The following is a 24,966-nucleotide window of genomic DNA, read 5'->3' as shown; positions in this document are numbered from 1 at the left end:
TCTGACAACGCTGGACCAGCCGCCGCCGGCCTTCGACCGACAGCGGGGCATTACGGTGGAGCATGGACGGGTCTTTCAGTCGTGACGGACGAGTTGGTGGTACTTCTCATCCTGCCGCCGAAAGACCCGTCCCCTCACCTCAGGCCCTCACCCACGTCACCAACGTCACGACCCGCAACAACTAGCACCGAAACGGCCGGCACCCCAGTCCGCGGTTCACTGGGCGGACCGCCCCCTTCCGGACACCACCGCGCCTCGCGGACACTCGGTTGCCGGAGAAAGGGGCGGACGATGTGGGATTCGGTGCGTGAGAACTGGGTGGCGCTGAACGAGCCCCTCGAAGGGGTGCTCCCGTTCATGTATCTGGACGTGCGAGGTCTGGTCACCACAGGAATGGGAAACCTCATCGACAAGAGCAAGCCGATTCCCGCCACGCCCACCGACGCGCAACGTGACGCCTCACATGCGCTGGCCGCGGAAATCAACTGGCTCACGGAGAACGGCGACACGGCCACCTTCGAGCAGGTCGCCGACGAATGGGACGCGGTCAAGAAGCGGACCGACCTCGCGGATCGGGGCGGGGGCGCCTTCGCGCCATTCACGTCCCTGCACATCGAAAGCGACGAGATCGACCGGATCGTCGGCGACAAGCTGTCGTCCAACGAAAGGTTCCTGACCAACCGCAGCGAATTCGCCGATTTCGACTCGTGGCCGGCGGACGCGCAATTCGGCTTGCTCAGCATGGCGTGGGCGCTCGGCGCGGGGTTCCGTTTTCCCCATTTCCAGGACGCCGTCGCGCAACGCGACTGGGAGACCGCGGCCGAGGAGTGCGTCTTCGGGCCGCACCGGGGCACGATCGAACTGCGCAACGCGATGGACCAGCAGTGCTTCCACAACGCGACCACAGTGGACAAACAGGGCCTCGACCCCTCCGTGCTGATCATTTCCAGCCGCGGCTGAGCCGGGGACCGTCATGAGTGATCTCGCCGGCAGGGTGGTCGCCGCCGGACTGGGGTTCGCCCGGGGCCTGCTCACCGAGCTGGTGCCTACAGACCCGGCTGCGCTACTGGACCTCATCGCCCCCGGCGCCGCCCCGGCCGCGCCGGATCTCCTGGTGGCCCTCAAGGACGACCTGGAACGCGCCAGGGCACACGCGAGCGCGTTCGCCGCGGCGCTGGAGCCACCTCCCGACACCCTCGATGCGGCGAGCGCGGCTCTGGGGGAGTTGTCCGCCGCCCTGAGCGCACTCGATGACGCCTGCCGCCGGGTCAGCGGCGCCTCCGCCGAACCGGCCCTGACCCGGCTCCTGGACCGCGTGCTCCGCGCCCTCCCGTTCGGCGGGCTGGTGAGCCGCCTCGGTCTGGTACCACCCGGGCTGACCCCGGCGGACGGTCTGACCGTGAACGGCACGACCGTGTCGTGGCGGTGGGCCAATCCGGCGGAACGCGCGCTGGCGCCTGAGGTGAAGCTCGCGAACTCCGTCCTGTCGGCCACTTTGGACTTCGGCGACCCGCGCCTCACGTTCGCGATGAGCACGGAGGTCACCGCGGGGCTGGCGGCAGGCGACGCGCTGGTGGCGGCGTTCGCCGGGACCGCCGACGTGACCGCCACGCTGGCGGTCACCGTGGACACCAGGGACGGTGTGACGCTGGGGCCCGGCGTACGCGGACGGTTGTCCCTGCCCGGCAGGCCCCGCCTGCCCGGCTACGAGCTGCGGGATCTCGGCTTGCTGCCGAGCGACGCGGGGTTCGACCTGACCGGGACGCTGGCGGGAACGCTCAACGGCGTGATCGCGGTGACGGTCCAGGAGACCGGCGTCCGGCTGGGGTTGGACGACGGCCACGACATCGCCGTCGAGCACGTCCTGCCGGCCGGGGCCGGGGTGCGGATCGACGCCGGCCGGATCAAGGGCGGCGGCTCGCTTGAACGCCGTGGCTCCGAGTACGCCGGGACGCTCGATCTCACCGTGGGACCGGTCGAGGTCAAAGCCATGGGCCTGATCGGCACCGACCCGTTCTCCTTCGTCGTGCTGCTGTTCGCCGAGTTCGTGCCCGCGATACAGCTAGGCCTGGGGTTCACGCTGAACGGGGTCGGTGGCCTGCTGGCCGTCGAGCGCGCACCGGACCCCGACGCGCTCCGCGCCGGACTGTCCGACCACACCGCCGACCGGTTGCTGTTCCCCGCCGACCCGCAGGCCGACGCCGCCGGGATCGCCGACACCCTGTCCGGCGTCTTCAAGCCGCGCGCGGGTGCCGTCGCGGTCGGCCCGGCCCTGGAACTCGGCTGGGGCGCACCGACTTCGTACGCGACCGCCAAGGTGGCCGTGATCCTGACGCTCCCGGCTCCGGCCGTGCTCCTGCTCGGGGCGGTCCGGGTCACGCTGCCCACCCCGAAGACACCGGTCGTCGACCTCAACGCGGACGTCTACGGCGAGATCGACGAGGACCACCTGCTCGTGCTGGTCCGGCTCGGCCGTTCGCGGTTCGCCGGTTTCACCTTGTCCGGTGACCTGGGCCTGCTGATCTCCTGGGGAGCGGAGCCCGGTTTCGCGATCTCGGCGGGTGGCTTCCACCCCGCCTACCACGCGCCTGCCGAACTGGCCGGGATGCGGCGCCTCAGCGTCGATCTGTCCCCGCCCGCGCTGCTGTCCCTGCGCGCCGAGGCCTACCTGGCGCTGACCACCAACGCGGTGATGTTCGGGTGCCGCGCCGAGCTGCGGGCCGAGGTGGCGGGCGTCGGCGCGGAAGGGCACCTGTCCTTCGACGCCCTCCTGATGTGGGACCCGTTCGGCTTCGCGATCGACCTGCGTGCCGGGGTGTCGCTGCTGTTCGCGGGCGAGAGCTTCGCCGGTGTCGAGCTGAGCCTGCACCTGTCCGGCCCCGCGCCGTGGATCGCGCACGGCACGGCCACCCTCGAGCTGCCGATCCTCCCCGACATCGACTTCGACCTCGGCCCCCTCCGGTGGGGCGAGGAGGACCACGAGACGCCGCCACGGATCGATCCGCGGGAGCTGGTCGTGAAGGCACTCGGCGAACCCGGCGCCTGTGCACCGCGGCTGCCCGAGGGCGTCCAGCCGGTCGCGATCTTCCACGCCCCGGCGGCCGGCGACGGTCCGGTCGTCGACCCGGCAAGCGGCTTCGAACTCCGGCAACACGTCGTCCCGCTGGACACCGAGATCACCCACATCGGTGGCAGCCAGGTGTCCACCCCGCGGGTCACGCTGGGCGAGCCGCTCGTCGGCGGCCACGCCCTGCGCACCGCGGAAGACACCCGGGACCCCTTCCCGCTGGGCCAGTTCCGCGACCTCACCGACGACCAGAAGCTGCACGAGCCCGCGTTCACGGAGTGCGTTTCGGGCAAGCGCCTGTACGGCTCGGACCAAGCCCGGTTCGGCGCGCCGGCCGAGGCGCAGTACGACTGGAAGACCGTGTACCCGCGCCACCCGGCGCCCGGTCAGCCCTTGGCCGGGTCGCTCGACCTGCCGGGGGAACTGGTCGCCGCCGTCGTGAACCTGTCACCGGTCGCGCGGAGCCGTGGCCGCCTGGGCAACAGCTACGCCACCGTACGGGAAACCGTGGAGCTCCGATGACGACCGACTTCACCCTGCCGCCACCGGAAACCGCGTTCGCCGCGGAGAGCACGGTCCTCGGCACGTACACCTTCCTGCCGTACGTGCGCACGGGGCTGGCCGCCGCGGCGCGCGGTCCGGAACCGGGCGGCACCCGGGCGAGCGTGGAGATCGTGGTGCCGGTCCAGGCACCGGGACAGCCCGATGTCACGGCGACCTACCAGCTGCGGCTGCGCGGCCCCGCGGACGTGCGCGCGCTCGTCGACCAGCAGATCGTGCGCCGCTACCCGGAGCCCGGCGCGACCAGCGCGGAAACCACCCACCTGGTGCACGTCGAGTTCGACAGCCCGGAGGCGCTGTGGCAGTTCACGCCGCTCGCACCGGACGGCGAGCGCCTGGCGCCGTGGCTGGCACTGGTGGTCCTGCGCGAGGGCCGCTACCGGCCCGGCGCCGGGCAGGTACCGACCGTCCTCGCCCGGTATTCGGAGCTGCAGGCGCTGGACGACTCCTGGGCGTGGGCACACGCACAGATCCACGGGCCCATCGCGGGCCCGGCAATCGACGACCGCTTGTCGGCGCACTTCGCGCCGACGAACCTGTCCCGGCTGATGTGCCCCCGCCGCCTCGAGCCCTTCACCCGTTACCTGGCCTGCGTCGTACCGGCGTTCGACGCGGGAAGGCGGGCCGCGCTGAACCCCGGCGACGAGACCGGCACCCTCGAACCCGCGTGGCGGAAAGGTGGCGACGACGAGGAGATCGAGCTGCCGGTCCTGCATTCGTGGCGGTTCGACACCGGCGAGGGCGGCGATTTCGGGATGCTGGCGGGGAAACTGGTCCCCAGCCCGGCGCCCTGGCAGGTCGGCCGCAGGCTGGTCGACACCTCCCGGCCGTGGGGCGACCTGTTCGGCGACGAGGCCCCGGCTATCCCGTCCGGGCAGTTGCAGCTGGTCCGCGGCCCGCTGGTGTCCCCGATCCCGCCGCGGGCCGCCAGCGACGATCCCGCCGAGGCCGCGGCCGCCCGCGCCGGAGGCTGGCCCGCGGAGGTGACCGGCGAGCTGCGGGACCTGCTCCTCCTGCCGACCGTCCTCGCCCGCAAGCCCGGCGCGCACGAGCCGGGGGAGCCGTTGCCGCTCTGCCCGCCGGTCTACGCCGGGTCCCAGGCCGGCTCCGGCCGACTGGTGTCCGCACCGGCGACCGCGTGGCTGCCGCAGCTCAACCTCGACCCGGCCAACCGGATCGTGGCCGCGCTCGGCGCCCGCGTCGTCCAGCGCGACCAGGAACAGCTGATGCAGTCCGCGTGGGCCCAGGTCGGCCGGCTGGGCGAGGTGAACCAGTGGCTACGGCAGGCGCAGCTGGCGCGCGCCGTCCGGTCGTCGATGTTCGCGCGGCACCTGAGCCCGCTCGGATACGGCGACCTCCTCCAGATCGGCAGGCCCGTCCAGGACGCGGTGCCGGGCGCGGAGAACGGGAGCGCCCGTTCCGAGCTCGCCGCGTCGAGCACCGCGCCGATGGCGTCCACGCAGGCCTTCCGCCGGGTCGTGCGGCGCACCAGCCCGGCGGACCTGCTGGCCCCCGGGGACGTGCCCCGCGACTTCCAGCGCCCCTACGACGACGGCGAGATCGCCCGGCTTTCCCAGCTGCGCGTGGTCGAGATCGCGCGGGACTACGAGCTGGCCGCGCCGCCCGACTGGGAGAGCATGACCGCCGAGGAGTTCCTCGCCTGGTGGGACGAGTGGGAGGCCATGGTCCTGCACTGCTTCTGGCCCATGCCGGACATCGACCCGGACTTCGACATCGAGCAGTGGGCGGCGGAGCAGGCCCTCGACGTGCTGCAGCAGGCGATGCCGTCCGATCCGGAGGTGAACCCCGAGCTCGCGGCCGGCCTGCTCGGCGACATCGCCGCGGTGGCCGAGGTCGGCGGCCAGGCCGGCGATCTCGCCGGGGAACAGCTCGCCACGGTCACCGAGCAGCTCGGCCTCGGACCGGGCGACGACGCGGTGGCGGGCGTGGTGCGGCACGGCGGCGTGAGCGACGACCTGCTGGCGGCAGCGGGCCGTCAGCACCTGGAGACGGCGGACCTGGCCGACGCCGCCCGGACCGGGGCCAGGACGGAAGCGCTCGCCGGTGCCGCGCAGAGTGCCCTGACCGAGACCACCCTCGCCGGGATCGCCAGGGAGCACGCGGCCACCGAGACCCTGGCGCGCGCCGCCACGACCGAACTGGGGGTGTCCGCGGGGCTCGATACCGGTGTGCGCGCGGAGATGGCACGCGCGCAGCTGCCCACCGGCGCGCTCGCGCGGCTGGCGCTGGACCTCCACCCCGACGTGCTGGCGGAGGCGGCTCGCACCGAGCTGCCCGACACCACGCTGGCCGAGCTGGCGCGCCTCGACCTGGACACCGCCACGCTGGCCCAGCTGGCGAAGGACCGGATGAGCGTCGCGGCGCTCGCCGATCTCGGGCGCGCGCACCTCGCTCCCGCCACGCGCGCCCGGCTCGCCGTCGACAGCGCGGGGATCACCGCCACGGAACCCCTCAAACAGGCGCTGCAGGCACGTATCGAGCCCCGCGACATCGAGGCCGCCATGCAGCCGGCGACCGGAGCACTGGTGTCACCGGACTGGCAGGGCACGCCCATCCGGCCCGCCTACGCGGTCGCGAAGGACCAGCTGCTCACCGAGCTGGACCCGGACCGCTCGACCGCCGCGCAGGTCGCCGAGCGCCTGCGGCTGCCCGGCTGGGTGCCCGGGAACTGGTTCGACGGCAGGCCCGCCGAGCCGATCATGGCCGCGCCGCGCTTCGACCGGCCGATGTACCAGGCGCTCGAGGACTACGACCCGGACTGGCTGATCGCCGGCACGGCCACGCTCGACGAGCCGGACCTGGTCACCACCCTGGTGTCGAACGCGGTCTTCCTGGAAGCGTTCTTCGCCGGGCTCAGCCACGAGATGGCCCGGGAGCTGCTGTGGCGCGGTTACCCGACCGACCAGCGGGGGACGTACTTCCGGCGGTTCTGGGGCGACCACCACGGCGACGAGCTGACCGGCGAACTGCACCTCAACGACGACGGGCCGCTCGGCTCGCACATCTCGGCCGACCTCGACGGCCGCCTGGTGATGCTGGTCCGCGGTGAGCTGATCCGCCGCTACCCCGACACCGTGGCGCTGGCACTGCGCGGCGGGTCGCCCGAGACCGGGGACACCGCCGCTCCGCTCCTGTTCCAGCGGAGGTTGCGCTCGGGGGCGCTGCTCGCCGGGTTCGACCTCACCGTCACCGAGGTGCGAGACGCGCACAGCGCGGGCACCCCGTGGTGGTTCGTCCTCGCCGAGCACCCGACGGCGCCCCGGTTCGGGCCGGGGGAGTCGGCCGAACCCTTCCTGACCCCGCCCGTGGCGAACGCCGCCGGCACCGCCCGCGCACTGCTCCAGCAACCGGTACGGGCCGCCTTCGACATCCACGACCTGCTCGGACCGATGGGAGCCGGCTGACGATGACCACGCCCTTCACCGCGCCGCCGGAGCGCCCGCTGGTCCTCTTGCCGGTCCGGCTCGAAACCCGCTTCACCGACGGCGCACTGCGCGTCCGCGTCTACCCCGACGACCCGCACATCGACCGGCTCGACCCCGGTCTGGACGACACCGAGCGGACCGCGGCGAGGGAGTACTGGACGTCGGTCGCGAGCGGCGGCGACAGCGACGCCGCGTTCGCATTGCTCGCCACGAGGACCAAACCGGACCGCGCGCCCTGGGTCGCCAAGGCGATGACGCCCCTGAACCTCGACGACCCGTTCAGCGGCGAGCTCCGTTTCCCGGACGTCCCACCGCGCCAAGGCGGGCCGGTCACGGCACGCGGGCTGCCCGCCTACTTCGTGGCCGTCGTACGGCAGGGGACCGACACGGCGAAGGCGGCGGGGCGGCCGATCCCGGACCGTCTCGTCGTGGCGCCCGCGGCGGGCGGCACCGTCGTCCGGCACGGGGACCTGCCCCTCGCCGAGGGGATGTCGTGGCTCGTGGACTACGCCGAAGCCGAACGGGTGGGCATGGCGGTCACCGTGCCGCTGCCGCGGCCCGCGGAAAAGGTGGACCGGCTGGTCGTGTTCGGCGTCCGCGAGGACGGGCAGGCGGAGCTGGAACGGCTGCTCACCGCGCAGCGCTACACCGCCGGGATGGCCTTCGTCCCGCAGGGCACCCCCACCAACAACACCGAGACCGACCGGAGCGCGTGGCAGCGGCGCCAGCCACCGGCGCCCCCGCCCGCGGGCGTGAGCTGGGCGCCGACCCCGGGTTCCGACGGTGCGCTGCTCACCGCGGCGCTGGGGATCGATCCGGCCGTGCTCGCCGACGTCCCCGGTGCGTTCGACCGCGACCAGGACCTGGCCCGCGCCGCGCACACCGTGCTGTGGCCGGCCACCTGGGGCACCTTCCTCAGCGAACTCCTCAAGGTGGGACCCTCCGGTGCGAACATCACGCCGCAGCAGCTCGAGGCGGTGCGCGACTTCTTCCAGGACCACGTGCGGGGCGCGGGACCCCTCCCGACGCTGCGGATCGGTGACCAGCCGTACGGGCTGCTCCCGGTCACCGCGGTCCACCGGTTCGCCCCCGACGAGGCCGATCCGGTGGAACCCCAGCTGAACCGGGTCCTCACCACGATCCACGCGTTCTACGGCGACGCCGTCGCACCGGCCGTCCGCGCGGACTCCTCGCCGGAGACGCTGCTGGACGTGCTGGGCTCCGCGCCGGCCATGCTCGGCCTGCGGGTCCGGTCGATCCTGTCGCAGACCATGAACATGTACGCCACGCTCGTGGACAACGTGCCGGGCCGCGTCTACGAGCAGACGACCTCGTTCCTGGACACCCTCTACGACAAGCTCGGCCTGGTCATGGGCAACCTCGCGGACGCCGTGCCCGGCCCGACGACGCGCCCGCTGGGCCTGCCGCTCGCGGACGGGACCGACGCGGACTTCGTGGCGGCACTCCGGCAGGACCAGCCACGCCAGGTGCGGAGCGTGCTGCAAGCCCTCGTCGAGATCGCCGACGACGTGGAAGCGCGGGCCGCCGGGACGGCGATCCCGCCGGAGCGGTTCGACGCCGTCAGCGCACTGCTGGCCACCGGGCCGGCGGCCGCACACGCTCCCGCGGTCACGGAGGCGTTCGCCGGGCGGGCCTCCGCCTCGGAGTTGAGGCCCCTCGCCGACCGGCTCGCCGCGGAGTCCGGGTTCGCCGGCAGCAGTCTCCTGGCGCAGTACCAGCCGCTGGAGGCGACCCGCACGTCGCTCGCGGACGTCGCGGTGAACCACCCGGTGCCCGACGCCCGGCACCAGCTGGCGATCGCCGCGGCACAGGCCTGGCTCCGCGCGAGCGACCGGCGGAACGCGTTCCGGTCCGCCCTCGACCTGGTCCTGTCGGCCGACACCGCCCAGCGCGCCCTCCTCGTGGCCCAGACACTGGACTGCTGCTCCCACCGGATCGACGCCGGGTTGACGGCGCTCGCCACCCGCCGGCTCGCTGTCCTCCGGTCACGCGAGCCGAGGGGCCTGGCACTGGGCGCCTACGGCTGGGTGCACGACATCGTCCCCAGTGATCCCGCCGAGCGCCCTGGCGGCTACATCCACGCCCCCAGCCTGGCGCAGGCCACGACCGCCGGTGTGCTGCGTGCGGCGAACCTCGCGCACCGGGCCAGCGGGGCGTTCTCGTTCGACCTGTCCAGCGGCCAGGTCCGGACCGGGCTGCGGCTGCTGGAGGGCGTGCGGCAGGGGCAGCAGCTCGGGGCTCTGCTCGGCTACACGGTCGAACGGGGGCTGCACGACCACCCGGCCACCGGCGGTGCGCTGGCACGGTTCGTGCTTTCGCTGCGCGCACTCGCGCCGCTGCGCACGGGAAAGCTGACCGACGTCGGCGGCACCCCGCCGCGCGCCGACGTCGAGGCGATGGTGGTGGCCGATGTCGTCGACGGGGTCGCGCTGCTCACCCTCGACCGCGAGACCGTGATCCGCCCGGCACTCGACCAGGGCCCGGCAGACAACCCGTTCCTCGACGGGTGGACCGGACCCGACGACGGGGAATGGGCGGCCGTCAACGAGGTCCTCGACCAGGCGCTGGCCGCGTACGACGCGGTGGCCGACCTGCTGGTCGCCGAGGGCGTGCACCAGTTCGCGTCGGGCAACTCCGCGCGGGCCGCCGCCGTCATGGACGTGGTCGCGGCCGGAGGTCCGCCGCCCGCGGAGTTCGACGTGGTCCGCACCCCGACCCGCGGCATCCCCGTCACGCACCGGGACCTGGTGATCGCCGGCGAGCCTGCCACCGGAGCTTCCGGGGGATGGGCTGTGGGCACGCCTCGCCAGCTGGTGGAACCCCGGCTCGAGCAATGGGCCCGAACCATGCTGGGTCCCGCCACCGCCATCACCGTGGGCGCGGGGGGCGAGAGCCTGGACCTGGCGGGACTGAGCGCCTTGGACTTCGTGTACGACGCCGCCCGGCCGGGCGTCCTCGAACGCCGCTTGCGCGCGGCCTTGCCGGGCCTGGGCGCGCTCGCGGATCCGGTCCTGACCGCCGCCGAAAAGGCCCGGTCGCTGCACCGGCTGCTCGCCGGGGCGCGGCCCCTGCTGCCCGCGGATCTCACGCGCCCCGGGGACAAGGCCGCCTGCGGCATCGACCACGGCGACCTGCGTGACCGGGTTTCCCATGCGCTGGAAGCGCTTTCTCACGGCGAAGCCACCGGGTTCGGCATCGATGACCCGGCCGAGGCGCGGCGGCGGGAGGCGAAAGCGACAGCACTTCTCGACGACGATCCCATCGCCGCGGGGGAGGCGCTGTTCGGCGAGGACTTCCGGATCCTGCCGGTGATCCAGCCGGCCGACGACGGCTTCCAGGCCGCCCTCGGGCGGCTGAACCCGGACCGCGCGGACATCACGAGGCTGCTGTTCGACGTCGCGACCGTGCGGGACGGCGTGGCCCGGCACGTCGAGGTGCTGATGGCGGCGGGAACGCCGGACAGCCTCCGGGTCGCCCAGCTCGGCACGCCGGAACGATGGATCGCGCTGCCCTTCGACCCCTCCGGCCCGCCGCTGGACTCGCCCGTGACGAGCTTCGTGGTCGACGGCGCGCCCGGCGCCGGACCCCTGGCGGGGCTCGTGATCGACGAATGGGTCGAGACCGTGCCCAGGCGGTTGCCGCGGGAGCAGGGGTCCGAAGCGCTGATCACGACGGGGGTGGCGGTGCACGCCGATGCGCCCGGCGCCCGGCCGCCGCAGTGCGTGCTGCTCGCCGTGTCGCCGGACGGCTCGCCGTGGACGGCGGACACCCTCGCCGAGGCGCTGAACGACACCCTCGACCTGGCCAGGACCCGGCTGATCACTTTGGAGCGCACCCAGGTCGTGGGCCGCGTGCTGCCCGCGCTCGTCACCCGCAACGCTTCGCTCAACGGCGAGAAGGGGCTGGACGCCGCCCGCCTCGTCAACGAGATCGGCGACCCCGCCGACATGATCCCGTATGTCAAGGAAGTGAGGCACTGACGATGCCTATCGCAGACGGGCTTTCCGCGGTCCCCTTGGCATCCAGCGCGGAGAAGCTGATCGCCATCAAGGAGCCCCCGGCCTGGACCCGGCTGGAACCGCAGTCGGTGTCCTGGGACCCGAGCCCCGCCCTCGAAGCCCGCGTCGCCGACCCGCTGTTCCTGTGCGGCAGGCAATGGCAGCTCGGTGAGTTCGAGGGCGAGGACGGCGGCAGCCCGATCTCCGTCCGGCTCGCGGCGAGTTCGGACCGGATCACCGGTCTGCGGTCGGCCGCGACCGGGACGGTCCAGGCACTGACCGCGGACGACCTCCTGGAGCCCCTGGTCGAGCGCATGCCGGCCGGCGAGGCCGGGCTGCGTCGGCGTGCGATGGGCGGGGCCCAGTTCCTCGCGATGGTCCAGGACGCGGCGGTCCGCGAAGCGGTGCTGGCGGCCTGCCCGCTCGAACACGACGCCGATGCCGATCCCTACGACAGCACCGGTGCGCCGCTGGCACGGCTGTTCGCCGGGCGCGTGCCGGACGGCGAGAAGATCGCCGAGGCGCTCCGCGCGCCCGCCGCCCCGGGCTGGCTGCCCGCCACCGCGCTGGCCGCCGCGCGGGAGTGGCTGGAGTGGTACCAGGGTGCGCCCGCGGCGGACTGCTGGACGGCCCCGCGGCTGGAGTACGGGTTCGACCTGAGCGTGGCCGGCCAGGTGCTCACCTCGTCCTACGGCGGCGGCCGGATCGACTGGCACGACTTCGACCTCGCGCCCACGGCACCCACCCTCGACACCGGCGACGCGCCGGCCACCGGCCGCGCCCCGACGGTACTGGCCACACCCCTGCGCTACACGGGCATGCCGGCCGACCGGTACTGGCAGTTCGAGGACGGCCAGGTGAACCTGGGCGCGCTGGAGGTGCGGCCGCACGACCTGGCCCGGCTGATCATCGCGGAGTTCGGGTTGGTGCACAGCCAGGACTGGCTGGTGGTCCCCCTGGAGGTACCGTGCGGGTCACTCACGACGCTCGGCGAGCTGTCGTACACGACCACCTTCGGCGACACCATCACCGTTTCCCGTGCCGAAGACGAAGGTTTCAGCATGTACGAGATCCCGGGCGTGCCGGGGCTCCTGGTGCCGCCCGCGGCCCCGGCCACGCTCGAAGGCCGGCCGCTGGAGGAAGTGCACTACCTGCGCGACGAGGCGGCCAACATGGTCTGGGCCGTCGAGCGCGTCGTCGAGGCACCCAGCGGCGACCCCCGGACGCGGCTCGCCGAGGCGGCGCCACCGTCGGCCGCGCCCGGCGCCCAACCGCTCGCGACGCACGACTACCTGCTGGCCTCGCCCGTGCCGGAGTGGTGGATCCCGTTCGTCCCGGTGGCCGTCGCCCCCGGCGTCGTGGCGCTCCGCAAAGGCGCCCTCCGCAAGGGGAACCGCCTCGTCGAGCCGCTGGGCCGCCTGCTGGAGCCGGGCCGGCCGCTGACCGTGCAGGACGAGGAGATCCCGCGCGAAGGCGTGCGGGCACAGCGCGTCCCGGTGCTCGCCCGCCGGGCCGACGGCCGCTACGAGCGCTGGACGGCCCGGCGCACGAGCATCGGCCGCGGGGAAGGCGCCAGTCATCTGGCTTTCGACAGCGCGATTCCCCGCACCGCTTCCTGACCCGTCACGCCGTGGACGGCTCAGCGGGCGGTTCCAGCAGGGTCTCCAGATTCACCCGGGCGACCTGCCTGAGGAATTCCCCTCGGTGGGAGGCGTCGCCGGAATCGTGCATCGTGTCGGTCATCCAGACCGCGGCGGCCTGGCGTTCCCAGGTGTTGCGCAGGCAGACGCCGGAGTAGCTTTCGAGCAGGCTCGGGTCGTCCTTTTCGACGTGGTGGACGACGGCGCGGGCGAACGCTTCGGCGTCGTGGAGCGCGAGGCTCATCCCTTCCGCGCTCATGGGGGAAATGAGGTGCGCTGCGTCGCCGGCGAGGTAGAGCCTGCCGTAGTTCATGGGGCTGTACACCACGCCTTGCAGCGGTACGAGTTGCTTGGTGGTGATCGGGCCCTTGGGGGACACCGGATCCCCGAAACGCGTTTCGAGTTCGGTCCAAATCCGCGTTTCCGGCCAGTCGTCCACGGTGTCGGTGAGCGGGACCTGGAGGTACAGGCGACTGGCTTTCGGTCCGCGGGTGATCTGGGCGGCGAAGCCGCGGGAATGCACCGCCATGGTCGCCAGCGGATCCGCGGGCACCTCCGCCAGAACCGCCAGCCAGGCGTAGCCGAACTCGTGGGAGTAGCGGGTGAGGGCGCCGGCGGGAATGGACTGCCTGCTGACGCCGTGGTAGCCGTCGCAGCCGGCGACGAAATCGCAGTCGAGGACGTTTGTCGCGCCGGTGGCGTCCCGGTAACGCACGGCGGGGCGGTCACTGTCGAGATTGTCCAGTGTCACGTCGTCGGCCTCGAAACGGAGGTCTCCGCCGTCGGGGAGGAAAACCTTGATGAGGTTCCGGACGAGCACCTGCTGCGGGCAGAAAACGCCTTCCCCGTCGTCCTCCATGTCCTTCCACATCCGCTCTTTTCCGTCGATCCGCATCGGCATGCCCGGCGCATCGATGGAGTCGGACGAGGACGGTTCCGGTAAGACCTCGTCCAGTCCCCACTCGCGGAACATGCGCACCCCGCGGCCGTTGAGCGCCCCCGCCCGCTGCCGTTGTTCGACGTGTTCGCGGCTGTGCTTTTCCAGCACCACACAAGCGATTCCGCTGCGCAACAGGAAATTGCCGACTGCGAGCCCGGCGACTCCGCCACCCACGACGACGACGGTGGTCTTCTCGTTCGTTTCGGTCATGCGCCCACTTTCGCCGGGGCACCGGAACGCGCCAACCGCTCTCAGGACAACGGATACCGGAAACCCGCCAAGTTCAGCCCTGGCGCACGTCGGCCTGGTAGCGGCCGGGCGTCTGGCCGACGACCTCGGTGAACACCTCGATGAAGCTCGACGGGTTGGACCACCCGCACGCCATCGCGGTGTCGGTGACGGAGTGGCCGTTCGTGAGGTGGACCAGGGCGTGATGGATGCGCAGGACGGTGCGCCAGCGGTGGAAGCTCATCCCGAGCTCGGTGTGGAACAGGCGGCTCAGGGTGCGCTCGCTCGCGCCCGCGGTCCGCCCCAGCTCGGCCAGCGTGATGGCCCGGCCGGGGTCGGCGTGCAGGAGGTCGGTGACGGCACGCAGCCGATCGTCGCGCGGTTCGGGCAGGTGCAGGGACTCCTCGGGCGCCGCGGCGAGCTCGTCGAGCACCACCGCGCGCAGCCGTTCGTGGGCACCAGGGCGGGTCTCCGGCCGGTCGGTCAGCGCCAGGAGCGCCTCCCGCAGCAGCGGGCTCACCGCGAACACGCTGGGGTGCGCGACGAGCGCGCCGCACTCGTGGGCCGGGATGACGACGAGGCGGACGTCGGTCCTGCCGTAGAAGCGGTGGGAGTGGTCGAACCCGGGCGGCGTCCACGTCACCCGGTTGGCGGGAGCGAGCCAGGTGCCGCGCTCGGTCGTGGTGGCCAGGGCGCCGGAAGCGGGGTAGACCAGCTGGCCGTCGGTGTGGGAGTGGTTGTCGACGTGGAAGCCGTGGTCGAGCCAGCCCGCGCCCTGGGGAGCCTTCGCGGGGAAAGCCGGAGGCGGTGTGCCGGGCAGGCGGGTTTCGGGCATCGTCCGCCAGCTTATCGGTCAGCTGCGGCTCCGCCGCCGGACCGCGGTCAGCGGGTGGTCGGCGTCGTCCCGACGCGGCCGAACACCCACGTCCCGGGTGACTCCGGGTCGTCGCCCGCCCAGAACTGGGTCCACAGGAGCCGGAACTCCTCACGGGACAGGTGGCCGTCGGCGTCCAGGTCGAGCAACGGGAAGACCTCGTCGGTGTCGGTTTCCCGTCCCGTCCACGCCTCGATCAGCTGGCGGTACTCGCTCCGCGAGATCCGGTCGTCGCCGTTCTCGTCGATGGCCTCGAACATGGAGTCGGCGGTGGCGGTCACCGCGTCGGTCATCGCGGGCAGCCGGTCGACCACCTCCAGCACGTCGTCCAGCCGGACGCGTTCGCGGTCCCGCGCGGTGGAGCTGAGGGATTCCCACCAGCCCAGCATGATCGACCGGAGACGTGCGTACTGTCCGGAACCCGGTGCCACGCCCCGCAGCGTGGTCCACCGCGCCGCGAGGGCCTCGAAGTCGCCCTCGACGAGGAACCCGCGGTCCTCGGAGTCCATCGCCTCGAACACGCCCGCGATCTTGTGCCGCTGGAATTCGCTCGCCATCGTGGCATCCCCTCGTGAGGTCCTGTGTGGACGCGGTTCAGCATCGTCCTGATTGGACGCCGTGGCGATAGGCAGCCCGGGTCGAAAGACCCCGGCGGACAGGTGAAGCCGGAAGTCACAGCCGGTGCGCGATCCGGTGCGGTGACGGCCGGGGTCACCGGACCGGATCAAGGACGCTGGTACATCCGCGTGGACGGCTCGCCTGGGTGCTCCTCTCAGCGCTTGCGCAGGAGGTAGCGCTGGACCTTGCCGCTGGGCGTCTTCGGCAGGGTGTCGACGAAGTGGACCGTGCGCGGATAGGCGTGCTTGGAGTACTTGTCCCGCACCAGTTGCTGGAGTTCGCGCGCCAGGTCGTCGTGTGCTTCGGTTCCGGCGTCGAGGACCACGAAGGCTTCGACGACCTCGCCGCGGATCCCTTCGGGGTCGGGGCGGCCGACGACCGCGACGTCCGCGACGGCCGGGTGGGTGATCAGGACGCTTTCGACGTCGAACGGCCCGATCCGGTAGCCCGCGGCCAGGATCACGTCGTCGTCGCGGGCGGTGAAGAAGAAGTACCCGTCGTCGTCGAGCCGGCCGGAGTCGGCGGTGAGGTACCAGCGGTTGCCGGGCGTGAACCGTTCCGCGGTCTTGTCCGGGGCTTCGTGGTAGCCGGTGAACCACAGCAGGGGACTGTTCTCGGTGTCGATGGCGATCTGACCGTCGACGATGCCGGCCGTGTAACCCGGCATGGGCTGCCCCATCGAGCCGGGCTTGACCGGGAGGGCCACGTCGGCGTGCCAGTGGTTGTTGATGACCATGCCGAGCTCGGTCTGGCCGTAGTGGTCGCGGACTTCGGCGCCGAGCGCTTCGCGCGCCCAGTCCACGACTTCCGGCGTCAGCGGTTCACCCGCCGACGAGGCCCGGCGCAGGCGCAGGTTCCGCACCAGACCGCTCTTGCTCAGCGCCCGGTACATCGTCGGCGCGCCGGTGAAGTTCGTGACCCCGAACTTCTCGATGACGGCCACTGTGGACTCCGGGGTGAAGCCCGCGTTGAGGAGCAGGTTGCGGCGTCCGGCGACCAGCGGGGCCAGGATTCCGTAGTACAGCCCGTACGCCCAACCCGGGTCGGCCGCGTTCCAGAACACGTCGTCCTCGCCGACGTCGAGCCCGTAGTGCAGGTAGCAGTGGAACGACGCCAGCGCGCGGGCCGGCACCGGGACTCCCTTGGGCTTGCCGGTGGTACCGCTGGTGAACAGCTGCAGCATCGTGCCGCGGCCGCCGATAGCGACCGAAGACGCGAGCGGCTCGGCCTCGTCGATCAGCCGGTCGAACGCGTCGCCCGTCTCCAGGACTTCGATGCCCTCGATGGGGTCGAGCTTGGCCCGCTGCGACGGCTCGGTGACGACCAGCCGGGCACGCGACGCTTCGACACGCATCTGGATGGCGCCCGTGGCGAACGCGGTGAACAACGGGACGTGCACGGCGCCGAGCCGCCAGATCGCCAGCAGTGTCGTCACCAGTTCGGGGCGCTTGCCCATCAGGACCGGTACGCGGTCACCCCGTTCGACGCCCCGCCCGGCGAGGACGGTCGCGAGACGGCGGGAGCGGTCGGCCAGCTCGCCGTACGTCACGTCACGGGAGGTGAGATCCGGCTCTACGAAGGTGAAAGCGACGGCGTCAGCGTCGTGGCGGTCACACAGCAGGTGGGCGACATCGGTGTCAGCGGTGTCGTACGCAGCCAGCCAGGCGTCGACAACGGGCTGTACGTCGAGGGTTCGAGGCTGCATCGGGCTCTCCGGGTCGGAACGGCGGGTGATTGTCAGCGCGTCGGCACGCGGGTAACACTGTGGCCGTGAGCAACGACGCGAGCCACCCTCCGAAGAGGGGGGTCGATCCGGTGACCGCCGCACTGGCGAGGTTGCGCGCCAGGACCGGCGTGAGCCTGGCGTTCGCCGGGCGGGTGACGCCATCAGGCGTGCTGCTGGACGCGTTCGACGGTCACGTGGTCGGGCCGCTCCGCGGCGTCCTGCTCAACGCCGGGCACGGGATGGGCGGGCGGGTCGCCTACCAGCAGCGCGCGCTGTCCCTCCCGGACTACGTCGGCTCGCCCGCGATCACGCACCACTACGACCAGGTCATCAGGGCCGAGGCGTTGCGGGCGATGGCGGCGGCCCCGGTGGTGGTGGGACGCCGGTCGGTCGCGGTCCTCTACGTCGCCCTGCGCGCGACGCAGCGGCAGCTGGGCAGGCTCCTCGACGCGGTCTCGCAGGAAGCCCGTGTCCTGGAACAAGATCTGGCTGTCGACGACGTTCTGCGGCGGCTGCCTGAACGGCACGGTGACGAGGAAGGGCCGCGAGAGCGCGTCCGGCAGTCACGGGTCGCCGAGGCCTACGCGGACCTGCGTGCGCTCGCCGGGGAGATCGGCGATCCCCGGCTGCGTGCGCGACTGCTGAACGCCGCCCGCCTGCTGGTCGACGAGCCGCCACCGGACGCGCCCGTGCCGCACCTGACCGCACGGGAGAAGGACGTGCTGGCGTTGCTCTCGACGGGCTTGCCGAACCAGGCCATAGCCGAGCGGCTGGGCATCGGCGTCTACACGGTGAAGGACCACGTCAAGAACCTGCTGGTCAAGCTCGGCGCCCAAGGGCGGATGGAGGCCGTGGTCCGGGCACGGCGTCTCGGCCTCATTCCGTGACCTCGGCCCGGCTGTCCGGATGGGACGGTGCTCCTCGCCGCGGCAGCAGCTTGTGCAGCCCCGGACTTTCGATGGCGACGATCACGGCCAGCAGGCCGGCCGCCGTGCCACGGCCGCCGGCCAGCGAGACACCGCCGAGCAACGCGGCGACGGCGGCGAGGATCAGCGGCTGCAGCCCGGGAGCCGGGTTGGCCGACGCGAAGCTGTAGCTGAGCAGGGCACCGCCCAGTGCGGCCAGCGTGCCGGACGCGGTGAAGATCCCGGCGAGCCGCCGCTCGACGGCGACACCCGCCACCCGGGTGGCCCGGCGGTCACCGCCGACCGCGCGCAGCTCACGCCCCAGCCTGGTGAACCAGCGTACGAGCCCGGCCACGACGAACGTGGGGCGGTCGCCAGCACCCGGCCGAAGCCCTTCATACGGTCCTGCGTGACGAGCATGGACTTCGTGCCGGTGAGGACGATGATCTTGCCGGAGTCGCGCCCCTGGGCCTTCAGGCCCTCGATGATGTTCTGGGCGGCGAACTCACCGAGCTTTTCGTCGTCCGACAACATGGGCATCACGTCGCCCGCCACCGACGGGTCGGGCGGCCCGTCGACGGCGAGCACGGGAATCCCGGCGCTCCGGGCCTTCTTGATCGGCACCGCCATCGCCTGTGTGTCCAAGATGGACACGACGAGGAGGTCCGGCCGCTGGGCGACGGCCTGGTTGAACTTCTGGACCCACGGTCGGCACGAAACCACAGCAGCCGAAGTTGTTCCCCTTCTTCCCGGGCCCCGGCGGCACCAGGGTGCTGTTTCTCCGCTGGGCGCCGGAGTCCTCGGCACCGGAGCAACTCGGCGACCCCACCAGCTCGCCGCCGAGGCCGAAGAGCGGCTCCCCGGCCTGATGGGGGTGTTCGAACCGGACAGCCCGGGAATGCACACCACCGACACGGTCGACTACGGCATCTGCCTCGAAGGGGAACTCCACCTGGAGCTCGACAACGGCAAGGAGGTCAAACTGACCCCCGGGGCCTGTGTCGTGCAGCAGGGAACCCGCCACGCCTGGCACAACCGCAGCGACAAGCCCGCGCTCATGTGTTACGTCCTCGTCGGCGCCGAACGCACGTCCTGACAGAAGGCGTGCTCACCGCAGGGCTGGTGCGCCGTGGTGCGCGGCCGGGTTCTGCCCGGGAGCTGTTGCTTGCGCGATCTCGATGCCGTCGTGCAGGTCGGATGCGCCGTCGAGGGCGGTCTGCGCCGACAGTGCGGCGAGGCCGAGTACGAGGGCGCCGGCCAGCATGGCGGCTGGCCTGGCGGGGGCCGGTGCCGCCAGCAGGGCGGACACCCGGCGGGGTACGGGACCACCGCTGGCGGCCAGGGCGAACGGGTGGGGCGTGCGGCCGGCGAGTGCGGCTTTCGCGACTGCCCGCGCGACGAGGCTGCGATCTCCGAGGTGGGTGGCCGCGGTTTCGTCGGCCCATCGTTCGAGGGCGAACGCGGTGGCGGTGCCGAGCGGGCGCAGCAGCGGGTTGAGGGCCGAGGACAGCGCCACGGTGATCAGGAACAGGTGGTGGCGCAGGTGCAGGTGGGCACGCTCGTGGGCCAGCAGCGCGCCGCGTTCCTTCGGGCTCAGGGCGGCCAGCATGCCGCTGGAGATCGCGATGCGGCCACCCCGGCCGGGCGCGGAGAACGCGACCGGCTCCGCGCCGGGCAGGATCACCACGCCGCCGTCCCGGCTGTGCTCGTCCAGCTCCCGCGACAACTGCCGGGCCCAGCGCCGGTAGCGAACGGCGGTGCGGAACAACCGGCCGCCCAGGACCACCAGCAGCACACCACTGGCGATCGAGACGGGGACGTTCACGGCGTCCAGGTTCCGCAGGACGCCGGGCGACCAGTGTCCGGCCTCGGCGACGGCCGGGATCAGAGAGAGCCCGGCGAACGCCAGCAGGAGCAGCGCGACGGTGCTGGCCGCGGCCAGGAGGAGGCTGCTGCCGGTGAGAAGCCAGCCGGCCACCCGGGGTGGGAGCCGGGGCGCGACGAACCGCGACACCGGCCAGGCCAGCAGGGGCAGCAGAAGCGGGACCAGGATGTCGGCGTCCACGCGGTCAGCCCCCGGAGTCGCCGCGCAGCAACGCGCGCAGGACCTCTTCGTCCGACTCGGACAGCTGCGTCACGAACCGGGCCAGCACACTGCCGCGATCGGGCTCGCTTTCCAGGACCTTGGTCATCTTCCGCGCGGCGAGACCGGCCTCGTCGTCGACCGCGTGGTAGCGAAAGGACCGCCCGTGCTTCTCCCGCGTCGCGACGCCCTTGTCGTGCAACCGGGTGAGGATGGTCACGACGGTCGTGTAAGCCAGGTCGTCCTCCAGGCGCGCCTGGACCTCGGCGGGTGACAGCGGTTCCTCCGCGTTCCACAGCACCGTCAGCACCTCGGCCTCGAGAGCGCCGGGTGCTCGTCGCAGCGCGTCCTTCCGCCGGTTCCGCATGACGTCAATCTACACCGCTGTCGTACCCGCCGAGCTCGTCTCCCCGACGCTACTTCTACACTCGTGTAGAAGTAGATGCCGGAAAGGAGGCCTTCACGTGGACGGAGGAGTGATCGACGGTGGCTGGTACCTCGACGTGGCCGGGTTCGCGCGGTCGACGCCGTGGTTGCACGGTTTCTTCGAGGTCTATACCAATGCCGGATTGGTGCTGCTCGCCGTTCTCGTGGCGGCGATGTGGTGGCGGGCGCGCGGCAGGCCGGCCGAGGCCATGGCGGCAGCGCTGTGGGTTCCGCTCGGTGTCCTGCTGGCCTACGGCCTGAGCAACCTGGTGAAGGTCCTCGTCCGGGAGCCCCGGCCGTGTTTGCGTTATCCCGGCACGCCGACGGTCGCGCCGTGTGATTTCGCCACGGACTACTCGTTCCCGAGCAACCACGTGGTGCTCGCGGTGTCGGCGGCGGTCGGGCTGCTGCTGGTCGCGTGGCGGGTCGGCCTGCTCGCCTTCGTCCTGGCGGCGCTCGTCGGGTTCTCGCGGGTGTATGTCGGGGCGCACTATCCGCACGACGTCCTCGCCGGCGCTGTCCTCGGAGCGGCGGTGGCGGCCTGTGGCCTCGTGGCCCGGCGGCCACTCGCGGCTCTGGTCCGCCGGGGTCGCGAGGGGCGGCTGTCCCCGCTGGTCGGGACGGGCGCGCAAGTGTTGGCGCTGAAAGGCCGGTGGCGGTCGGCGTGAACCCGTTGAGTGCGACGTCCTGGCTGGCCGATCTCGGTGCGGCGGGCGTGTTCCTGGTGCTGTTCGCGGAGACCGGTCTGTTGATCGGGTTCTTCCTGCCCGGCGACTCACTGTTGTTCACCGCCGGACTGTTCTGCACGACGAGCGCCACCGTCGTGCACCTTTCGTTGCCGGTCGTGCTGCTCGCCGCGGCGGCGGGCGCGATCAGCGGCGCGCAGGCCGGTTTCGTGCTGGGCCGTCGTGGCGGCCGGCCCTTGCTGGCGCGGGTCCGGAACCCGCACCTGCACCGCGGGGTCGAGCGCGCGGAGGAGTTGCTCGGCCGCTACGGCTACGCGAAGGCGATCGTCCTGGCGCGGTTCATCCCGGTGGTCCGGACGGTGCTCAACCCGATGGCCGGGATCCTGGCCGTCCCGGCCCGGAAGTTCGCGCTGTGGCAGGTGCTCGGGGGCCTGCTGTGGTCGATCGGCGTCACGCTCGCCGGCTACCTGCTGGGCGCGAGCATCCCCGGCATCGACCAGTACCTGCTGCCGATCATCGCGATCATCGTCGTGGTGTCCTTGGTCCCGCTTTTCCTGGAGCTGTGGCGCAGCCGTCGCCGCTCGCGCCGTGGAGCCGCGGGTCGATAGCGCGGGGGCCGTTCCCTCCGCCGGCGGGCAGCGCTCTCGCCGGATGTGCGACAGGATCGGAGGAGCAGCTCCGGCCCCACCCCGGAAAGGATGCCCGATGGGAACCTCGCGTTTCGCGGTCGTCTCGGCGGCCGTGGCCGTCACCCTGCTCGGCTCATCACTGACGCCGGCGGCGGCTGCCCCGGTGCTCGGCCCCGTGGCCGTGGGCAGCGGGGGCGCGGTCGTGTCCGACACGCCCGAGTCGACCGCGGCAGGCCTGCGGATCCTGCGCGCGGGCGGGACGGCCGCCGACGCGGCGGTCGCCGTCGCCGCGACGCTCGGCGTCACGGACCCCTACGTCGCCGGGCTCGGCGGGGGCGGGTACCTGGTGTACTACGACGCGCGGACGCGCTCCGTGCACACGATCGACGGCCGGGAGACGGCCCCTGCCGCCGCGGGCGCCGACCTGTTCCTCGACCCCGCGACCGGGCAGCCGCTCGCCTTCCCCGCCGCCGTGACCAGCGGGTTGTCCGTGGGCGTGCCCGGGATGCTGGCCACCTGGCAGCAGGCACTCGCCCGGTGGGGCCGCTTCCGGCTCGCCGACGACCTGCGGCCGGCGGTGGACGTCGCGGAGCGCGGTTTCCGGGTCACGGAGACGCTGCGGGAGCAGACGCGGCAGAACGCCGCGCGGTTCGCCCAGTTCAGCTCGACGAGCGCGTTGTTCCTCCCCGGCGGGCAGCTGCCCGAGGTGGGGACGACGCTGCGGAACCCGGATCTCGCCGCGACCTACCGGCAGATCGGCCGCGAGGGGATCACCGCGCTGTACGGCGGTCCGATCGGCGCGGACGTCGTGCGCACCGTGCACGAGCTGCCCTTGGCGCCAGGGGCGACGCTGCGGCCGCGGCCGGGCCTCATGCAGCTGCGGGATCTGGCCACCTACCGCGCGTTGCCCGTGGCGCCGACGCACGTGAACTACCGCGGTTACGACGTCTACGGCATGGTGCCGTCGTCGAGCGGCGGTTCCACCGTGGGCGAGTCGCTGAACATCCTCGGCAACTTCGCGCTCGGCGAGATGAGCCGGGCGCAGGCGCTGCACCACTACCTGGAAGCGACCCGGCTGGCGTTCGCCGACCGGAACCGCTACGTCGGCGACCCGGCTTACACGGACGTGCCGCTGGCGGGGCTGCTGTCGCCGGGGTTCGGCAGGCAGCGGGCCTGCCTGATCGATCCGGCGCACGCGCTGACCAGTCCCGTCGCCCCTGGCGATCCGGCCGCGGGCGCGGGCGGTTGCACGCCGGCGGGGCCGGTGCAGGCGCGGCAGCCGGACGGGGAGACCCACACCAACCACTTCGTCGTGACCAACCGGTGGGGCAACGTCGCGTCCTACACCAACACCATCGAGCAGCTGGGCGGCAGCGGGATCGTCGTCCCGCACCGCGGGTTCCTGCTGAACAACGAGCTGACCGACTTCGACTTCACGCCGCTGCAGCCCGGGGTTCCCGACCCGAACCTGCCCGCGGCGGGCAAGCGGCCGCGGTCGAGCATGTCGCCGACGATCGTGCTGCGCGACGGCAGGCCGTGGCTGGCGCTCGGCTCGCCCGGCGGGGCCACGATCATCACCACCGTGCTGCAGGTCCTGGTGAACCGGATCGACTTCGGGATGACCCTGCCGCAGGCGATCGCCGCGCCGAGGGCGTCCCAGCGGAACTCGACCACCACGCAGGCGGAGCCGGGCTTCCTCGCCGATCCCGCGGTGCCGGAACTGCAGCGGCTCGGTCAGCGCTTCACGGTCAACACGACCTCGCCGCTCGACCCGTCGATCACGATCCCGCCGGACATCGGGGTGGCGGCGGGCCTGGAGTTCCTGGGACACGGCAAGGTGCTCGCGGCCGGGGAGCCCGTGCGGCGAGGGGGCACGTCCGCGGGGGTGGTCGTGCCCCGCGGTTGACCCCCGGGAAGAAGCACGCCCGGCACACCGTCCACCTCGGACGCCGCCGCGTCCGTGCCCGCTTCCCGGCGGCTAGTGCGGTGTGTGCTCCGTGTAGAACTTGATCAGAGCGGCGGCCGGGTCGTCGTCGACGTCGTGGAGTTCCGCGCCGATGGAACCGAACTCCACGCTGTGGGAGAACATGGCTTCCTCGTACCGGGTGAGGTCGGCCTCGATGTCGCCGGGGTGTGCGGCGATGGCCTTGCCGAGCTCGGCGCCGTCGTACATGGCGCTGTTGGCGCCCTCGCCGTTCGGTGGCAGGAGGTGGGCGGCGTCGCCGAGCAGGGTCACCCCGGGCACCCGCTCCCACCTGTGCCCGAGCGGCAGGGTGAAGATGGGGCGCAGCAACGGTGGGACGTCGCCATCGGTGATCAGCGCGGCGAGCTCCGGCGCCCACCCGTCGAACTCCTTCGCGATCCGTGCGGCGGCGGCCGCACCGTCGGCGAAGTCGATGGCGCCGAACCACTCCTGCGACTGGCGGAGTACGACGTAGGTGTGGATGGTCTGGCCCTTCTCGCGGTGGGCCTGGATCCCCTTGCTGCCCGCCGCCGGCGCGGCCATGGAGCCGCTGCCGACGGCGTGTGCGGCAGTCGGGTGCCGGATGTCCACATCGAACAGATATGTCTCCACATAGGACGTACCGGTGTACTCGGGGGTGACCTCGGAAAGCAGTGGCCGCACCCGTGACCAGGCGCCGTCGGCTCCGACGAGCAGGCTCGTGGTGACGGTGCCGCCATCGGCGAAGGTCACCTCGTGGCGCCCCTCGCCCAGGGAACGGGCGCTGACGGCCTTCCGGCCCCACTGCACGGTGCCGGCAGGCAGTGAGCCGAGCAGGATCCGCCGCAGGTCGCCCCGTTGCACTTCGGGTCGTCCGCCGTCGCCGTCGTCGGGCTTGTCGAGCAGGACGGTCCCGTCGGGGGAGAGGATCCGCATGGCCTGGCGGCCCTGGAGGATGATGCCGCGGAACTCGTCCATCAGGCCTGCCGCCTCGATGGCGAGCTGCCCGTTGTAGTCGTGGATGTCGAGCATCCCGCCCTGCGCGCGGGCCGTCGGCGCGGGCTCGGCTTCGTAGACCGCGACCGGGATTCCGTGGACGTGCAGGACGCGGGCGAGCGTGAGGCCGCCGAGACCGGCGCCGATGATCGTCACGTGAGGGGTGGTCATGATGCTCCT

Annotated in this window: 18 protein-coding genes and 1 pseudogene; 10 read left to right on the top strand and 9 right to left on the bottom strand. The window is 72.4% G+C overall.

Annotated elements, in window-relative coordinates; all coding sequences use genetic code 11:
- Positions 1–291 precede the first annotated feature (291 nt).
- Genes BMZ92_RS31935 through BMZ92_RS31915 form a run of 5 tightly spaced genes read left to right on the top strand, consistent with a single transcriptional unit; the run spans position 292 to position 12,712 of the window.
- Entirely contained in the window at positions 292–960 is a 669-nt protein-coding gene (locus tag BMZ92_RS31935) for a lysozyme family protein (RefSeq protein ID WP_091515301.1), read from the top strand.
- A 13-nt stretch (positions 961–973) separates the two neighbouring features.
- Positions 974–3,589 carry a DUF6603 domain-containing protein gene (locus tag BMZ92_RS31930; protein WP_091515300.1) on the top strand — a complete coding sequence of 872 codons (2,616 nt, stop codon included), beginning with the start codon at positions 974–976 and terminating at the stop codon, positions 3,587–3,589.
- Entirely contained in the window at positions 3,586–7,053 is a 3,468-nt protein-coding gene (locus BMZ92_RS31925) for a hypothetical protein (protein ID WP_091515297.1), read from the top strand. Before BMZ92_RS31930 ends, BMZ92_RS31925 begins: the two co-directional genes overlap by 4 nt.
- 2 nt (positions 7,054–7,055) lie before the next feature.
- Positions 7,056–11,075: a hypothetical protein gene (locus tag BMZ92_RS31920; protein ID WP_091515295.1), complete on the top strand. Its 4,020-nt coding sequence runs from the start codon at positions 7,056–7,058 to the stop codon at positions 11,073–11,075.
- A 2-nt stretch (positions 11,076–11,077) separates the two neighbouring features.
- On the top strand, positions 11,078–12,712 hold the full coding sequence (locus tag BMZ92_RS31915; RefSeq protein WP_091515294.1) for a hypothetical protein: 1,635 nt from the start codon (positions 11,078–11,080) through the stop codon (positions 12,710–12,712).
- A gap of 4 nt (positions 12,713–12,716) precedes the next feature.
- On the opposite strand, the gene BMZ92_RS31910 is transcribed toward BMZ92_RS31915, so the two are convergent.
- The 4 genes from BMZ92_RS31910 to BMZ92_RS31895 form a co-directional block, all read right to left on the bottom strand.
- Positions 12,717–13,883: a 4-hydroxybenzoate 3-monooxygenase gene (locus tag BMZ92_RS31910; protein WP_091515292.1), complete on the bottom strand. Its 1,167-nt coding sequence runs from the start codon at positions 13,881–13,883 to the stop codon at positions 12,717–12,719.
- A gap of 73 nt (positions 13,884–13,956) precedes the next feature.
- Entirely contained in the window at positions 13,957–14,736 is a 780-nt protein-coding gene (locus tag BMZ92_RS31905) for an AraC family transcriptional regulator (protein ID WP_091515291.1), read from the bottom strand.
- A gap of 47 nt (positions 14,737–14,783) precedes the next feature.
- On the bottom strand, positions 14,784–15,332 hold the full coding sequence (locus tag BMZ92_RS31900; protein ID WP_091515288.1) for an EF-hand domain-containing protein: 549 nt from the start codon (positions 15,330–15,332) through the stop codon (positions 14,784–14,786).
- 215 nt (positions 15,333–15,547) lie between these two features.
- A complete protein-coding gene (locus tag BMZ92_RS31895; RefSeq protein ID WP_091515286.1) occupies positions 15,548–17,098 on the bottom strand; it encodes an AMP-binding protein in 1,551 nt (516 codons plus the stop codon).
- A 110-nt stretch (positions 17,099–17,208) separates the two neighbouring features.
- On the opposite strand from BMZ92_RS31895, the gene BMZ92_RS31890 reads away from it, so the two are divergent.
- Positions 17,209–18,006 carry a helix-turn-helix transcriptional regulator gene (locus tag BMZ92_RS31890; protein ID WP_143249993.1) on the top strand — a complete coding sequence of 266 codons (798 nt, stop codon included), beginning with the start codon at positions 17,209–17,211 and terminating at the stop codon, positions 18,004–18,006.
- Here BMZ92_RS31890 and BMZ92_RS38425 read toward each other — a convergent pair.
- Together BMZ92_RS38425 and BMZ92_RS38900 are read right to left on the bottom strand one after the other, a co-directional pair.
- The gene (locus BMZ92_RS38425) at positions 17,996–18,379 is read right to left on the bottom strand and encodes an ABC transporter permease subunit (protein ID WP_245783382.1); all 384 of its coding nucleotides are present in this window, start codon (positions 18,377–18,379) and stop codon (positions 17,996–17,998) included. The two genes, BMZ92_RS31890 and BMZ92_RS38425, sit on opposite strands and share 11 nt — an antisense overlap.
- Before the next feature lie 53 nt (positions 18,380–18,432).
- Positions 18,433–18,678: pseudogene (locus tag BMZ92_RS38900) on the bottom strand (hypothetical protein); the annotation flags it as partial.
- On the opposite strand from BMZ92_RS38900, the gene BMZ92_RS38420 reads away from it, so the two are divergent.
- Positions 18,671–19,120 (top strand): cupin domain-containing protein, encoded by a 450-nt coding sequence (locus BMZ92_RS38420; protein ID WP_091515318.1) that lies wholly within the window; start codon positions 18,671–18,673, stop codon positions 19,118–19,120. The pseudogene BMZ92_RS38900 and the gene BMZ92_RS38420 sit on opposite strands and share 8 nt — an antisense overlap.
- Before the next feature lie 12 nt (positions 19,121–19,132).
- Here BMZ92_RS38420 and BMZ92_RS31875 read toward each other — a convergent pair whose 3' ends face one another.
- Complete coding sequence (locus BMZ92_RS31875; RefSeq protein WP_091515280.1) at positions 19,133–20,089, bottom strand: M48 family metalloprotease; 957 nt, start codon at positions 20,087–20,089, stop codon at positions 19,133–19,135.
- Positions 20,090–20,093: 4 nt separating this feature from the next.
- Positions 20,094–20,474 carry a BlaI/MecI/CopY family transcriptional regulator gene (locus tag BMZ92_RS31870; protein ID WP_091515277.1) on the bottom strand — a complete coding sequence of 127 codons (381 nt, stop codon included), beginning with the start codon at positions 20,472–20,474 and terminating at the stop codon, positions 20,094–20,096.
- Positions 20,475–20,571: 97 nt separating this feature from the next.
- On the opposite strand from BMZ92_RS31870, the gene BMZ92_RS31865 reads away from it, so the two are divergent.
- The 3 genes from BMZ92_RS31865 to ggt all read left to right on the top strand — a co-directional run bounded on the left by BMZ92_RS31865 (position 20,572) and on the right by ggt (position 23,754).
- Positions 20,572–21,201 (top strand): phosphatase PAP2 family protein, encoded by a 630-nt coding sequence (locus BMZ92_RS31865; RefSeq protein WP_091515275.1) that lies wholly within the window; start codon positions 20,572–20,574, stop codon positions 21,199–21,201.
- Positions 21,198–21,827, top strand: a complete 630-nt coding sequence (locus BMZ92_RS31860; RefSeq protein ID WP_091515316.1) for a DedA family protein — start codon at positions 21,198–21,200, stop codon at positions 21,825–21,827. The genes BMZ92_RS31865 and BMZ92_RS31860 overlap by 4 nt, the downstream gene beginning before the upstream one ends.
- A gap of 97 nt (positions 21,828–21,924) precedes the next feature.
- Positions 21,925–23,754, top strand: coding sequence for a gamma-glutamyltransferase (gene ggt, locus BMZ92_RS31855; protein ID WP_091515272.1), 1,830 nt, complete (start codon positions 21,925–21,927; stop codon positions 23,752–23,754).
- Positions 23,755–23,826: 72 nt separating this feature from the next.
- Here the strand turns inward: ggt and BMZ92_RS31850 are convergent, their stop codons facing one another.
- Positions 23,827–24,957: an FAD-dependent oxidoreductase gene (locus tag BMZ92_RS31850; protein ID WP_091515270.1), complete on the bottom strand. Its 1,131-nt coding sequence runs from the start codon at positions 24,955–24,957 to the stop codon at positions 23,827–23,829.
- Positions 24,958–24,966: the final 9 nt, after the last annotated feature.

This window comes from Amycolatopsis sacchari (assembly GCF_900114035.1).
Lineage (GTDB): Bacteria > Actinomycetota > Actinomycetes > Mycobacteriales > Pseudonocardiaceae > Amycolatopsis_E > Amycolatopsis_E sacchari.
This window is presented reverse-complemented; position numbering and strand designations above follow the sequence as displayed.